The organism is Actinomyces mediterranea (genome assembly GCF_900155595.1).
In the GTDB taxonomy this organism is placed as follows: Bacteria; Actinomycetota; Actinomycetes; order Actinomycetales; family Actinomycetaceae; genus Pauljensenia; species Pauljensenia mediterranea.
Genome location: NZ_FTPB01000003.1, coordinates 13,253 through 27,472, shown reverse-complemented (window position 1 = coordinate 27,472; position 14,220 = coordinate 13,253). Strand labels below are relative to the sequence as shown.

Genomic DNA, 14,220 nt, shown 5'->3' with positions numbered 1-14,220 from the left:
TTCCCGCTACTGGGGCTTGGCGCCGAAGACGATCTCATCCCAGGAGGGGACTGATCGGCGGCGCGACTTCGACTTTTTTGAGGACTGAGCCGGGGCGAGCGACTCCATGCCCGGCAGAGCATCAGAATCCGACGACTCCGAGTCGGCTTCGGCAACGGGCACCGCAGGCGCGGGTCGCTCAGAGGGGGGTGTGATCCACGCGGAGGTCGTGTCCGTCGACGCCGTAGCATCGGGCTCCGCCGGGGAGTCACTGGCCACGGACTCGGGTTCGTCATCCTTCGTACGGGCGTTCGCGAGAGAGTAGATGCGCGCCGAAATCGACTCGGACGCCGAATCATGGGACTTGTTGGGCTTGAGCGGGGAGGGGAAATCATCGGGGATCTCTTCGCCTTCGTCGAGATCGTATTCGATGTCCTGGCGCTTGCCGCGTGCGGCGTTCAACTGGTCGATGAGGGTTTCACGGGCGTCGGCATCGTCATCATCGGCGCCGACGCGATCCTGGACTGGTAGGGGAGTGAAGATCGAGGCCGCCGGGGTGGAGGCGACGGTTTCCGTCAGCCACTGCGCCTCTTGATCGACTGCTTCGAGACCGCCTTGGGGGGAGAGGAGCCAGTGCGCGCCCCGCTCGGCTGCCCCCTGGACGAAGGTGAGGCAGATCTGCCACGGATTATTCGCCTCTCGCTGCGCCGTCCACGACAAGGAGGATGGGTCGACGCCCCTTGCAGCGAGTCGATCGACGACGAGATCCCCCATTGCGGGACCGTCGGCGGAGGCGCCAATGGTGGTTGTCAATGCGCGCTGGAGGGCGTAAGCCTTCTCCGCTGCGATGGGCGCCTCATAACGGGTGACATTTGTAATATCGATGCCATGACGAGCGGCGATTTCCTCGGGGGTGATGCCCGCTCGGAGCATCGCCTGGATGTCCCGCGGGCGCAGGGTCTGCGTGGCGAGGTCGGGCGCCGACTCGATGCGCGGACGGTCGCGACGGATCGCCCCGCGGAGTTCGTCAGTGATCTGAATCCGGTATCGCTCGCCTTCAACATCGGTGAAAACGAGTGATTCTCCGTCGCCTCCGACGCCGAGCAGTTCCAGCTCGATCATGGGCACCTCCTAGTGGGTATCAGCCGAATCGTCTCAAATGCGGGCGTTCGAAGAAGCCTGTGGCCGCCGCGTGTCCCAAGTTAATAGCATTTGCCCTCTACAAGTGTTATCCTCCCTGCGCTGGACACCAACACGGGGGCGGTTCCCCTCATCGGGGAATAGTTCCCACCCGTGGGAAGGAACAACAATGGCGACCGATTACGATGCACCGCGCAAACACGACGATGACGTCGCAGAGGATTCGATCGAAGAACTGAAATCGCGTCGCAACGATGCCGGTTCAGCGGAGATCGAAGAAGACGAGACCGAGGCCGCCGAGAATTTCGAGCTTCCCGGCGCCGACCTGTCCAAGGAGGAGCTCACGGTCCACGTGGTGCCCCGCCAGGACAATGAATTCACCTGCTCGAGCTGTTTCCTCGTCCACCACACGTCACAACTCGCCTACACGGATGACGCCGGTCTTCCCGTGTGCACCGAGTGCGCGGGCTGAGGCCAGGGGTCATGTTCGGACGATCCAAGAAGACCAACGACACAATCGACCCAGTCGACGCCTCCGCCCAGGAGCGTCTTCCGCGCCTCGACGATGACCATCCCCTGTGGCAGACCCCGGGACCGCGCTCCGCGGCCGAGGTTGACGCCTCCGTCGGCTACATCGACATGGGTGCGATCCTCCTGCCCGCAGTCAAGGGCATGCAACTACGCACCCAAGTCGCCGACGATAAGAAGACGGTCCTGAAGATCCTCCTTGTCCTAGGCGACTCCGGCGTGCAGATCTCAGCCGCTGCTGCGCCCCGCTCGGGCGGTGTGTGGGACGAAGTGCGCGCTCAGATCCGCGAGGGCCTCGAATCCGATGGCGCAACGGTCACCGAGACCGAGGGCCGCTACGGCGACGAACTCTACGCGGATGTCCCCGTTCAGATGCCCGACGGACGCCAGGCGACGTCACGCATGCGGATCATCGGATGTGAAGGGCCACGGTGGTTCTCGAGGATAGACATCCTCGGTCCCGCAGCCCAATCGGCCGAGGCGGGCAAGGAGATCGAGAAGATCATCGACAGGATCGTCATCGTCCGTGATGACAAGCCCCGGGCGCGCCTCGACCTGCTCCCGATCCACGTGCCCACGGCGGCGGTGGAAGTCCCCAATGTCTGAGGGCTTCGTTGAGCGACTGGCGTCGTGGTGGCGCGCGCGTCTGTCCCACTGGCAGGAGGACTCGCGTCAGGAGGATGAAGCCGAAGACGAGGAGCGCACCCGCCTGAGCCGAGGGACGATCCCGATCCGCGAAGTCGAGGACCGTCAGCGGGTGACCCTGTTCGGCACTCTCATGTCGATGACCTACCCGCCCGCCACAGGTGCGAAAGTGCTTATTGCGACCCTCTACGACGGGACCGCCTCGATCGAGTTGCGCTGGCCCGGGAGGAACGACATCCCCGGACTGTCGGTAGGCGAACACATCGAGGTCGAGGGAACGGCCGGATACCAGGGCGACCATCTCACGATCATCAACCCGCTGTACCGAATCATCGCGACGGAGTCCCTATGAGCGACCCCTCCCCCCGTCAGAGCCCGCTTCCCGCGTGGGCTAAGAGCCTCGACGACGAATCCTTCTCGTGGAGCGCCGCCGTCGGAGGACGGAGGGGAGTCGTCGAGTCCCTCCTGCCCGGACTCGTCTTCGTCATCGCATTCATCACTACCCACAACCTGTGGTGGACCTGCGGCGCCGCGATCGTTGCCGCGCTCATCGCGTGCCTCATCCGCGTCATCCAGCGACAGCCCCTCACCCAGGCGCTGTCGGGCCTGGGCGGCGTCGCCGTCGGTGTCATCTGGGCGACCGCATCAGGCCGCGGAGAGAATTACTTCACCTGGGGACTCATCACCGCAGCAGTCTTCCTCGTCGGCATCGTCGCATCCATCGTCGTCAAACGATCAGTCGTCGCCCTCGGCGTCTCAATGGTGTGGCAGATGTCCGACGGCTGGCACGATGACCCGCAGTGGCGTCCGCTCGTCATCCGCTGCCGCCGCCTCACGTGGATGTGGGCCGGGCTCTTCGCGATCAGGCTCGGCGTTCAACTGCCCCTGTGGCAGGCGGGGATGATTGCCGAACTCGGGGTGGCAAAACTGATCCTCGGTCTGCCGCTCTTCGCCCTCGCGTGCTGGGCGACATGGGTGGGGCTTAGACCATTCGCCGACGCCTCCCGCGCCGTGAAGGACTGCTAGACGGGGGTCTCCTCCTCGTCGGCCCGTGGGTCGACAAGGTCTTGAAGCGCCTCAAGCGCCGTCGTCTCCCGGTCCGAGATCAGAAGGAGCAACTCGTCGCCCGCCTCGAAGAGGTCATCGGGCGAGGGCGTGAGAGGGCGGCCGTCTCGCAGCAGCGACGTGAGCACCGAGTGGGGCGGAAGCACCACCGAGGAGATCCTGGAGCCGACGATTGGTGACTTGTCGGGGATGACGATCGCGTACATCGACACTTCGGCGCTGTTGAAGGAGAAGAGGCGCACGGGGATACCGACGGACACGGCCTCTTCGACGAGGGCGGTCATGATGCGCGGGGTCGACACCGACACGTCGACGCCCCAGGAGGCATCGAAGAGCCATTCATTCTTCGGGTTGTTGAGCCTGGCCACGACACGGGGGACCGCGAACTCGGTCTTGGCGAGCAGGGAGATGACAAGATTCGCTTTGTCGTCGCCGGTCGCCGCAACCATCACATCCGCATCGACAAGCCCCGCGTCGCGCAGAGCGTCGGGAGAGCAGGCGTCGGCGAGCACCCAGTCGGCGTCGGCAACCGATGAGACGCGCAACTGATCGGGCTGATTGTCGATGAGCGTGCACTCGTGGCCGTGATCGAGTAGCTCGAGGGCGACGGAACGGCCGACGGAGCCCGCCCCCGCGATGACGATCTTCATCGTTAGTCCTCCAGTTTCGGCGCTGACGTGAGGATGGTGCGCAGGCGCGTCGAATCGTTGCCCGCAACGGCGAAGTACAGCTGGTCATGCTCTTGGACGACGAGGTCGCGCCTGGCGGGGACGACGTTGCCGAGCCGGGACACGAAGGCGATGCGCTCACCCGTCAGCTCCTCCACAACGGGGAAGGGGGTGGCGTACCACGATGCTTCGGGAGTCGCCGTGACGAGGGAGACCTCCCCGGTGGGGTGGGTCCACGTGACGGCTGCATCGGGTGGGAGCATGCGCCTGAGTACTGATTCGGCGGTCCTCTTCACTGTGGCGACAGTGGGGATGCCGAGGCGTTCGTAGACGTGGGCGCGCGTCGGATCGTAGATGCGGGCGACGACGTGGGGGACGTGGAACACCTCCTGGGCGATTCGGGCCGCGATGACATTCGAGTTATCGCCGCTGGACACTGCCGCGAAGGCATAGGCGTCCTTGATGCCCGCCTGACGCATGGCCGCGCGGTCCATGCCGACCCCGGTGACCCGGCGCCCTGAGAAGTCCGAGGGAAGGCGCGAGAACGCCTTCGGATCCATGTCGATGACGGCAACCGAGTGGCCGTCCCCGTCCAACTCCGTGGCAAGGATCGATCCCACGCGCCCGCAGCCCAAAATCACGAAATGCACACCCCTAACCTACTCGCTTGAGCCCGCCCTTCCAACAATGCCAAGGAAACACCCCGCGCCGACACAATCGCTGAGCGCTGGGGGGAATTGAAGCGCGGGGCTTGATTAGGCGCCATCGGGGTCTAGGCTTACCTGCGTGTCGTATAACGTCATGTCCAGAGTGAAGAGACTCCTCATCGGTCGCCCCATGCGATCCGATGCCATGGGGCGACAGTTGCTGCCCAAACGCATTGCACTTCCCATCTTCGCCTCCGACGCACTGTCGTCCGTCGCCTACGCTCCCGACGAGATTCTCCTGACCCTCGCCCTAGCGGGCGGCCTCGCCGCCCTGAACTCTTTCTGGGTGGGCGTCGCAGTCGTCTGCGTCCTCGTGGTCGTCGTCCTGTCCTATCGCCAGACGGTCCACGCCTACCCGTCGGGCGGCGGGGACTACGAAGTGGTGTCGACGAACCTGGGACGCACATGGGGACTCGTCGTCGCCGCGGCGCTGCTCGTCGACTACATCCTCACAGTCGCCGTGTCCATCTCCTCGGGCGCCGCCTACATCACGACGGCTGTGCCGCGATTCGCTGGACACGAGGTCGCCATCGCCGTCGGGCTCGTCATCATCTTGACCCTCCTCAACCTGAGGGGAACGAAGGAGGCGGGCGGTGCCTTCGCGATCCCGACGTACATCTACATGGGTTCCATCGCCCTCATGATCGCGGTCGGCGCCGCCGAATGGATAACCGGCTCACTGGGGCGGGCGCCCACGGCTGACTTCGACATCGTCCCCGACGCGGCGCATGCGAACGGCCTCGTCGGACTCGCAGGGGCATTCCTCTTCATGAGGGCCTTCTCATCCGGATGCGCCGCCCTCACCGGAGTCGAGGCGATCTCCAACGGCGTCCCGTTGTTCAAGCGGCCCAAGTCGAAGAACGCCGCAACGACCCTCGCCCTGCTCGGCGCGATCGCAGCGTCCATGATGCTGTCCATCCTGCTGCTGTCGCGCGCGGCGGGGGTGAGAATCGTCGAGGACCCCGCCACGCAGCTCACCTACAATGGGCAGCCACTGCCCGCGGACACGGCGATCGCCCCCGCGATCGGCCAGATCGCATCTGCGGTCTTCGGTCACGGATCGCCCCTCTTCCTGCTGGTCACTGCAGTCACCGGTCTCATCCTGGTCCTCGCGGCGAACACGGCGTTCAACGGGTTCCCCACCCTCGCCTCTGTCCTGTCGCGCGACTCCTTCCTGCCGCGTCAGATGTACAAGCGGGGAGACCGGCTGTCCTATTCGAATGGCATCGTCGTCCTCGCGCTTGTCGCCATTGCGCTCATTATCGGGTTCAACGCCGAAACGACGAGACTCATCCAGCTCTACGTCGTCGGCGTGTTCATCTCTTTCACCCTGTCCCAGTTCGGAATGATTCGGCATTGGAATCGTGCGCTGCGTACGCGGCAGACTGGAATCGAACGCGGACAGGTGCTGCGCTCGCGCGCCGTCAACGTCATCGGTTTCATGATGACTGGACTGGTCCTCATCGTCGTGCTCGTCACGAAGTTCGCGCATGGCGCGTGGATCACCCTCATCATGATCTTTACGGTGTTCCTCATCCAGCAGGGAATCCATCACCACTACGACATCGTCCGGCAGCAGCTGCGCGTCGACGACTGGTCGGCCAAACGCGCGCTTCCGACCCGCGTGCGCGCCCTCGTCCTCGTCTCCAACCTGTCGAAGTCGTCAATGCGCGCCGTCGCAGCCGCCCGGGCATCCCAGCCCTCCGCCCTCGAACTCGTCTCCGTCGTCGCCGACTCCGACGAAGAGGCCCACATCCGCAAGGAATGGGAGCAGTCGGGTCTGCCGATCCCACTCACCCTCTTGTCCAGCCCCTACCGAGACCTCAACCAGGTCGTCCTCGGATACGTGCGGGGGAGGCGGCGCAGGTCCCCCGGCGAGATGCTCGTCATCTACATGCCGCAGTTCCTCGTGCGCCATTGGTGGGAGAACATCATGCACAACCAGACGGCGCTGCGCCTGCGCAGGGCGCTGCTGTCGGTGCCCGGAGTAGTCATCACAACGGTCCCGTGGAAGCTCGGCGAAGACGACGAGGTCGAGGGCCGTCAACTCGTCAACGACCCCTTCAAACGCGAGTCGACTCCCACGCGGGCGCACGACGCCACCGCTGACGACACCCGATCCGAATCGAACGGAAGAGACTGACCCCATGGCACGACGCAGATACCAGCGCCCTCGGCGCACTGAGCCCGCTGAGCGCATCGTCGAACTGACCGTCGGCGGGCCCGCCCACGGAGGGGCCTGTGTCGCCAGGGACGAGGACGGGCGCGTCGTCTTCGTCAGACACGCACTGCCCGGTGAGAGGGTCCGCGCGCGCATCACATCGACGCGCAAAACTCTCGCCTGGGCGGATGCGGTCGAGATCCTCGGGCCCTCCGAGGACCGCATCGATTCGGTGTGGCCGCAGGCCGGGCCCGGGGGAGTGGGTGGCGGGGAACTCGCCCATGTCCGCCCTGCGGCTCAGCGCGCGTGGAAGCGCGACGTCATCGCGGGCCAGCTCAGACGAGTCGGCGGGGAGGACCTCGCCCGGGCCGTCAACGAACTGGGAGGGGTGCGCGTCGAAGCCGCCCCCACGGACACGGATCCGGATGATCTGCTCACGGGCAGGCGCACCCGCATCGAACTCGTCATCGACGAGGACGGACGCCCCGGGATGCACCGCTACCGCAGCAGCGACGTCGTCGCCCTCGACGATATGCCGCTCGCCGTCGATTCGATCCGCAGCCTCGGCCTCTTCGACGACGATTCACCATGGAGGGATCGCTTCGCACCCGCCGACAGGGTCCGCGTCGTCGCCCCGAATGGCACCGATCCGGTCGTCATCACGCCCGTGGGCATCTTCGACGCCCAAGCACGCCCCACCGACATCAACGCCCTCACCTGGACTATCAGCGTCGCCGGGCGCGACTACTCCTACAGGGTGCGCCCAACGGGCTTCTGGCAGACGCATATCGCGGGTGCGCAGGTCCTCGCGGGCGCCATCAACGACTCATGCGGCATCACTGAGGGGATGACGGTGATGGAGCTCTACTCCGGCTCCGGGCTATTCACCTCCATCCTCGCCGATGCGATTGGGAGCTCGGGGAGACTCGTCTCCCTCGAGGGCGATGAGGGGGCGGTGGGCGACGCGAATGCGAATGTCTCCGACTACCCGTGGGCTGAGACCTTCGTCGGCGATGTCGATGCTGCGGGAGCGGGCGAATTGGCGGGTGAGGCGGGAGGGCCGATTGACCTCGTTCTCCTCGATCCTCCCCGAGCGGGAGCGGGGCGCGACGTGTGCGAGGCGATCGCGGCAGTCGCGCCGACGCGCATCGCCCTCGTGTCCTGCGATCCGGCTGCGGGCGCGCGCGACTTGAGGTTCCTCACAGAGGCGGGCTATGGGCTGGAGTCTTTCGCCGCATGGGACCTCTTCCCCCATACGCACCACGTGGAGACTCTCGCCGTAGCCGTGAGGCAAGGGTGACGCCCCTGCTCATACGGGTCGTCACTGCGGACAATGTCGACACGGTGCTCGGCTGACCGGCGGATAATACGCGCACGCGCCGTCACCATTTTCCCAGGCGGCAGCGGCGGGATGTCAGCAGCCTCCCGATCCCGTGGACGCGCCGTTTCCCGCGCGCTGGGGCCGTTGCCGCGCATAAGCGAGACGTTCGCTTGCACGGCGGGTTCGCCACAGTACCCTGGGTAAAGAACGAGCCATGAATAGGCCATGAACCTCAATGAGTCCGAGCCAGGAGGACATATGACGAGCATTGACAGCTTCGGTGCGCGCTCGACTGTGACAGTCGGAACCACTGACTACACGATCTACAGGCTCTCCGCTGTCGACGGCCTCGATGCGCTCCCGTACTCACTCAAAGTCCTCGCGGAGAACCTCCTGCGCACCGAAGACGGCGAGAATGTCACGCGCGATCACATCCTCGCCCTGGCGAACTGGGATCCCCAAGCCCAGCCCGACACCGAGATCCAGTTCACCCCCGCCCGCGTCATCATGCAGGACTTCACGGGCGTCCCCTGCATCGTCGACCTCGCCACCATGCGCGAGGCGGTCGCCGACCTCGGAGGGGACCCCACCCTCATCAATCCTCTCGCCCCCGCGGAAATGGTCATCGACCACTCCGTGCAGATCGACGTCGCGGGATCGCCGATCGCATTCGAGCGCAATGTCGAACGAGAATACGAGCGCAACCAGGAGCGCTACCAGTTCCTGCGCTGGGGCCAGGGCGCCTTCGAGAACTTCCGCGTCGTCCCGCCCTCGACAGGCATCGTCCACCAAGTCAATATCGAACACCTCGCCCGCACCGTCTTCACCGCTGTCGCCGAGGACGGCACCCGCGTCGCCTACCCCGACACCTGCGTCGGAACCGACTCGCATACGACGATGGTGAACGGCCTGGGCGTCCTCGGATGGGGAGTCGGGGGCATTGAAGCGGAAGCGGCAATGCTCGGCCAGCCCGTCTCCATGCTCATTCCCAGCGTCGTCGGCTTCAAACTCACCGGGTCGATCCCCGCTGGCGCCACCGCCACCGACGTCGTCCTCACGATCACTCAGATGCTGCGCGCCCACGGCGTCGTCGGCAAGTTCGTCGAGTTCTACGGCGAGGGCGTGGGCGCAGTGCCGCTCGCCAATCGCGCGACCATCGGCAATATGTCGCCCGAGTTCGGTTCGACCGCCGCGATCTTCCCGATCGATGACGTCACCCTCGACTATCTGCGCCTCACCGGGCGCTCCGACGAGCAGGTCGCCCTCGTCGAGGCGTACGCGAAAGAGCAGGGCCTGTGGCACGACCCGTCGCGTGAGGCCGCGTACTCCGAGTACCTCGAACTCGACCTGTCAACGGTCGTCCCCTCGATCGCAGGGCCCAAGCGCCCGCAGGACCGCATCCCCCTCGCCGAGTCAAAGGAGTCCTTCGCTGCGACGATCTCGACCTATGCGCCGGGCGATCCCATCGAGGACGTCGACATCACCCTCGCTGATGGGACGCGTACCCGTATCAACCACGGCGATGTTGCGATCGCCTCGATCACATCGTGCACGAATACGTCGAACCCGTCGGTGATGATGGCCGCGGGGCTCCTCGCGCGCAACGCCGTGAAGAGGGGACTGGCCTCGAAACCGTGGGTCAAGACGTCGCTCGCCCCCGGCTCGAAGGTCGTCACCGACTACTACGAGAAGGCCGGACTGTGGGAGGACCTCAACGCCCTCGGCTTCAACCTCGTCGGCTACGGCTGCGCCACCTGCATCGGCAACTCCGGGCCCCTCGCCCCCGAGGTCTCCGCAGCCGTCAATGACAACGACCTCGCCGTCGTGTCCGTGCTCTCGGGTAACCGCAACTTCGAGGGGCGCATCAACCCCGATGTCACAATGAACTACCTGGCCTCCCCGCCGCTGGTCATCGCCTATGCACTCGCAGGAACCATGGACTTCGACTTCGACGCCGAGGCGCTGGGCATCGACCCTGCGGACGGCTCCGAAGTGTTCTTGCGCGACATCTGGCCCGACCCGGCTGAGGTGCAGGCCGTCATCGACGCGTCCATCGATCGTGAGATGTTTGAGAAAGACTACGCGGATGTCTTCGCCGGGGATGAGCGCTGGCGCAGCCTCGACACCCCGCAGGGCGATGTCTTCGCCTGGGATGAAGACTCCACATATGTCCGCAAGCCCCCGTACTTCGAGGGTATGACCCTGGAGCCCGCACTCGTGTCGGATATCCACGGCGCTCGCGTGCTGCTCAAGCTCGGCGATTCGGTGACGACCGACCACATCTCACCCGCAGGCGCTTTCGCTCCCGATACTCCCGCCGGGCGCTATCTCCTCGACAATGGGGTGCAGCGGCGGGACTTCAACTCCTATGGGTCGCGGCGTGGCAACCACGAGGTGATGATCCGCGGGACCTTCGCGAACATCCGCATCCGCAATGAGATGCTCCCCGGAGTCGAGGGCGGATTCACGAAGGATTTCGCTCGCGAGGGCGCGCCGACGACGACCGTTTACGAGGCGGCGCAGGACTACCTCGCCCAGGGGACTCCGCTCGTCGTCCTCGGCGGGAAGGAATACGGCTCGGGATCATCGCGCGACTGGGCCGCCAAAGGCACGTCCCTGCTCGGTGTCAAGGCCGTCATCGCCGAGTCCTTCGAGCGCATCCACCGCTCGAACCTCATTGGCATGGGGGTGCTGCCTCTGCAGTTCCCCGACGGCGCGACCCGCGACTCGCTCGGCTTGACGGGCGACGAGGTCATTACCATCACCGGGGTCGAAGAACTCAACAACGGGGTCACGCCCCGCACGCTGCGCGTGAGAGCGGTGCGTGAGGGTGCGCAGCCCATCGAGTTCGACGCGCGCCTGCGCATCGACACCCCCGGCGAGGCCGACTACTACCGCAATGGCGGCATTTTGCAGTACGTGCTGCGCAACCTCGCCCGCCGCGGCTGAGGAGGATAGCCCACGGCCCCGCCCTCGTCTTCTTCATCGGGGACGAGGGCGGGGCCCGTCACACGAATAGTGGCGGCTCAGTCGGTCGCCGTCTTCGACGCCGCGTACCAGGCGGCGCCGACAATGCCAGCCGTGTTGAAGAGCTTGGCGGGTACCATCGGAGTCTTCAGCTTGAGCAGCGGCATGAACTTCTCATGGTTCTTCGACACGCCCCCGCCCACGACGAACAGATCGGGCGAGAAGAGCATCTCGACGTGACCGTAGTAGCGCTGAAGGCGCTTTGCCCACTTCTTCCACGACAGGTCCTGGAGAGTCTTCTGTCCCGAGGAGGCGCGTTTCTCAGCGTCGTAGCCATCGATCTCCAGGTGGCCGAGTTCGGTATTGGGAACGAGGGTCCCGTCGACGACGACGGCAGAGCCGATGCCGGTGCCGAGAGTCGTGATGATGACGACGCCTTCAACACCCTTCGCCGCCCCATAGGCGATTTCTGCGAGGCCCGCCGCATCCGCGTCATTGAGCGGGACGACGTCGCGGCCGAGGACCGAGTCCATGAGGGCGTTGACATCAACGCCGACCCACGAGTCGTCAAGGTTCGCCATGAAGGGAATAACGCCGTGGATCACGGGGGCGGGGAAGGCGATGCCGACCGGGATTTCGGGGCCGACATTCAACTGTTCGAGGAGCTGGCGGCACACCTCGGCGACGGCTTCGGGGGTCGCTGGCTTGGGTGTGGTGATCCGGATGCGCTCTCCGATGAACTCACCGCTTCCCAGGTCGACGAGTGCCGCCTTCACCCCTGATCCGCCGATATCGATTCCGCATGCGACTGTGGTCATGATGCCTCCCGGGCAGTAAAGCGTATGTGATCGAAATCATAACCCACGCGCGGGGCAAAAGGGGGTGTCCGACGCGAATGAACACGCCGGACACCCCGAAGCGATCCCTCAGGGGAGGGTGAGGATCTCGGCGCCGTCCTCGGTGACGACGACCGTGTGCTCGAATTGAGCGGTCCGGGACCGATCCGCGGTGACGACCGTCCAATTGTCGTCCCACTGCTCCCACTCGACTCCGCCGAGGGTGAGCATCGGCTCGACCGTAAACACCATGCCCGGCTCCATCACCGTCGCATGAGCGGGCGCGGCATCGTAATGGGGGATGATGAGCCCGGAGTGGAAGGCCTCGCCGACGCCGTGCCCCGTGTAGTCGCGCACGACGCCGTACTCGAAGCGCTTGGCGTACTTCTCGATGACGCGGCCGATGACGTTGATCTCGCGGCCCGGGCCAATTGCTTTGATGCCGCGCATCATCGCAGTGCGCGTTCTCTCGATGAGCAGGTGCGACTCCTCGTCAACGGCGCCGACCTCGAACATTGCGCAGGTGTCGCCGTGAACGCCGTCGACATACGCGGTGATATCGACATTGAGGATGTCGCCCTCTTCGAGGGGGCGGTCGTCGGGGATGCCGTGGCAGATGACCTCGTTGATGGAGGTGCACAGGGATTTCGGGAATCCCATGTATCCCAGGCATGAGGGGTAGGCGTCGTGGGCGATGAGGAACTGGTGGCCGATCCGGTCGAGTTCATCGGTTGTCACTCCGGGGGCCACCGCGCGTCCGACGGCCTCGAGCGCCTGGGCGGCGATGCGCCCAGCGGTGCGGATGCGCTCGATCGTGGACGCATCCTTCACATCGGAGGCGGTGACGCGCTCGGGCCCCGTGTGGAACATGTATTCGGGGCGGGCGATGTGTTCGGGGACCGCCCGCAGCGCGGAGACGCGTCCCGGAGCGAGCGTCCCCAGGGGGGCTCGCTTGGCGAGATCTTCTTCATGAGTCATGGCTCCCAGGGTAGACCCGCGCGCCCGGAGGGTCGTACAACCCATCGGCGGACGGTCGACGAAGAATACTGCCAGAGGCACTATCATGGCGTGACGCATATGCGCTCAATGAATTGACTCAGACCAAGGAAGCAGGACATGGCCTCTCACGCCTCTGACCTCGATCCCCTTGACTCGGCCGCTGTGGAGAGCCTCACGTGCCGGGCTCTTGCGGATATCGAAGCGACAGGCGACCTCGACGCTCTCAAAGCGGTGCGCCAGGCGGTGCTCGGCACTACGGCGCCCCTCGTCGCGGCCAACCGGACGATCGGCTCGCTCGACCCGAAGGACCGAGGAACGGCGGGGAAGAACCTCGGCGGCGCGCGCAGCGCCATCACACAGGCGCTCGCCTCCCGCCAGGAAATCCTTGAGGTCGAGCACGAGGCCCGCGTCCTCGTCAACGAGGCCGTCGATGTGACTGCGACCGGTCCGCGCCGCACCATGGGCGCGCGTCATCCGATCGAGACCCTCATCGAGGAGATCGAGGACTTCTTCACCTCCATGGGTTGGGAGATCGCCGAGGGCCCCGAGGTCGAGCACGAGTGGTTCAACTTCGACTCGCTCAACTTCGACATCGATCACCCGGCTCGTCAGATGCAGGACACCTTCTATGTGGATGGCACGACGATCGGGGGCGACGCTCCTGAAGACGGGTGCCTCGTCATGCGCACCCATACCTCCCCCGTGCAGTCGCGCTCGTTGCTCGCCCGGGGTGTCCCCCTATACGTCGCGTGTCCGGGCAAGGTCTTCCGCTCCGACGCCCTTGATGCGACTCATACCCCGGTCTTCCACCAGGTCGAAGGGCTCGCCGTCGACAAAGGCCTCACCATGGCGCACCTCAAGGGCGTTCTCGACCATTTCGCGAAGGCGATGTTCGGGCCCGACGCGAAGGCCCGTCTGCGCCCCTCCTTCTTCCCTTTCACAGAGCCCAGCGCAGAACTCGACATGTGGTTCCCCCAGAAGAAGGGCGGCGCCGGCTGGATCGAAGTCGGGGGCTGTGGAATGGTGAACCCGAATGTGCTGCGCGCCAACGGCATCGATCCGGACGAATACACTGGCTTCGCATTCGGCATGGGCATTGAGCGCACGCTCATGCTGCGCCACGGCATCTCCGACATGCACGACATCGTCGAGGGAGATGTTCGCTTCTCCCAGCAATTCGGTCTCTACGGAAAGGGGCGCTGAC

13 protein-coding genes are annotated in these 14,220 nt (G+C 65.3%); 8 read left to right on the top strand and 5 right to left on the bottom strand.

Annotated features, from left to right (window positions below):
- Positions 1-6: 6 nt before the first annotated feature.
- Positions 7-1,101 carry a septation protein SepH gene (gene sepH / locus BQ7471_RS01285; protein ID WP_076463634.1) on the bottom strand — a complete coding sequence of 365 codons (1,095 nt, stop codon included), beginning with the start codon at positions 1,099-1,101 and terminating at the stop codon, positions 7-9.
- 187 nt (positions 1,102-1,288) lie between these two features.
- Between sepH and BQ7471_RS01280 the strand changes: the two genes are divergently transcribed.
- Genes BQ7471_RS01280 through BQ7471_RS01265 form a run of 4 tightly spaced genes read left to right on the top strand, consistent with a single transcriptional unit; the run spans position 1,289 to position 3,318 of the window.
- Entirely contained in the window at positions 1,289-1,591 is a 303-nt protein-coding gene (locus BQ7471_RS01280; protein WP_076463633.1) for a DUF4193 domain-containing protein, read from the top strand.
- 11 nt (positions 1,592-1,602) lie between these two features.
- Positions 1,603-2,253: a DUF3710 domain-containing protein gene (locus BQ7471_RS01275; RefSeq protein ID WP_076463631.1), complete on the top strand. Its 651-nt coding sequence runs from the start codon at positions 1,603-1,605 to the stop codon at positions 2,251-2,253.
- A complete protein-coding gene (locus tag BQ7471_RS01270) occupies positions 2,246-2,644 on the top strand; it encodes a DNA-binding protein (protein ID WP_076463630.1) in 399 nt (132 codons plus the stop codon). The genes BQ7471_RS01275 and BQ7471_RS01270 overlap by 8 nt, the downstream gene beginning before the upstream one ends.
- A complete protein-coding gene (locus BQ7471_RS01265) occupies positions 2,641-3,318 on the top strand; it encodes a DUF3159 domain-containing protein (protein ID WP_076463628.1) in 678 nt (225 codons plus the stop codon). The genes BQ7471_RS01270 and BQ7471_RS01265 overlap by 4 nt, the downstream gene beginning before the upstream one ends.
- Here BQ7471_RS01265 and BQ7471_RS01260 read toward each other — a convergent pair.
- Both BQ7471_RS01260 and BQ7471_RS01255 read right to left on the bottom strand, forming a co-directional pair.
- Positions 3,315-4,007 carry a potassium channel family protein gene (locus tag BQ7471_RS01260; RefSeq protein WP_076463627.1) on the bottom strand — a complete coding sequence of 231 codons (693 nt, stop codon included), beginning with the start codon at positions 4,005-4,007 and terminating at the stop codon, positions 3,315-3,317. The two genes, BQ7471_RS01265 and BQ7471_RS01260, sit on opposite strands and share 4 nt — an antisense overlap.
- 2 nt (positions 4,008-4,009) lie before the next feature.
- Complete coding sequence (locus BQ7471_RS01255; RefSeq protein WP_235821202.1) at positions 4,010-4,675, bottom strand: potassium channel family protein; 666 nt, start codon at positions 4,673-4,675, stop codon at positions 4,010-4,012.
- Positions 4,676-4,826: 151 nt separating this feature from the next.
- On the opposite strand from BQ7471_RS01255, the gene BQ7471_RS01250 reads away from it, so the two are divergent.
- From BQ7471_RS01250 to acnA, 3 genes are all read left to right on the top strand, one after another.
- Positions 4,827-6,875, top strand: coding sequence for an APC family permease (locus BQ7471_RS01250; RefSeq protein WP_076464357.1), 2,049 nt, complete (start codon positions 4,827-4,829; stop codon positions 6,873-6,875).
- 4 nt (positions 6,876-6,879) lie between these two features.
- Positions 6,880-8,193, top strand: coding sequence for a class I SAM-dependent RNA methyltransferase (locus tag BQ7471_RS01245; protein WP_076463625.1), 1,314 nt, complete (start codon positions 6,880-6,882; stop codon positions 8,191-8,193).
- A gap of 279 nt (positions 8,194-8,472) precedes the next feature.
- The gene (gene acnA / locus BQ7471_RS01240; protein WP_076464355.1) at positions 8,473-11,163 is read left to right on the top strand and encodes an aconitate hydratase AcnA; all 2,691 of its coding nucleotides are present in this window, start codon (positions 8,473-8,475) and stop codon (positions 11,161-11,163) included.
- Positions 11,164-11,240: 77 nt separating this feature from the next.
- Here acnA and ppgK read toward each other — a convergent pair whose 3' ends face one another.
- Together ppgK and map are read right to left on the bottom strand one after the other, a co-directional pair.
- Positions 11,241-11,999 carry a polyphosphate--glucose phosphotransferase gene (gene ppgK / locus BQ7471_RS01235; RefSeq protein ID WP_076463624.1) on the bottom strand — a complete coding sequence of 253 codons (759 nt, stop codon included), beginning with the start codon at positions 11,997-11,999 and terminating at the stop codon, positions 11,241-11,243.
- Between the two features lie 108 nt (positions 12,000-12,107).
- On the bottom strand, positions 12,108-12,995 hold the full coding sequence (gene map, locus BQ7471_RS01230) for a type I methionyl aminopeptidase (protein WP_083663179.1): 888 nt from the start codon (positions 12,993-12,995) through the stop codon (positions 12,108-12,110).
- Positions 12,996-13,133: 138 nt separating this feature from the next.
- Between map and pheS the strand changes: the two genes are divergently transcribed.
- Complete coding sequence (gene pheS, locus BQ7471_RS01225; protein WP_076463622.1) at positions 13,134-14,219, top strand: phenylalanine--tRNA ligase subunit alpha; 1,086 nt, start codon at positions 13,134-13,136, stop codon at positions 14,217-14,219.
- Position 14,220 lies beyond the last annotated feature (1 nt).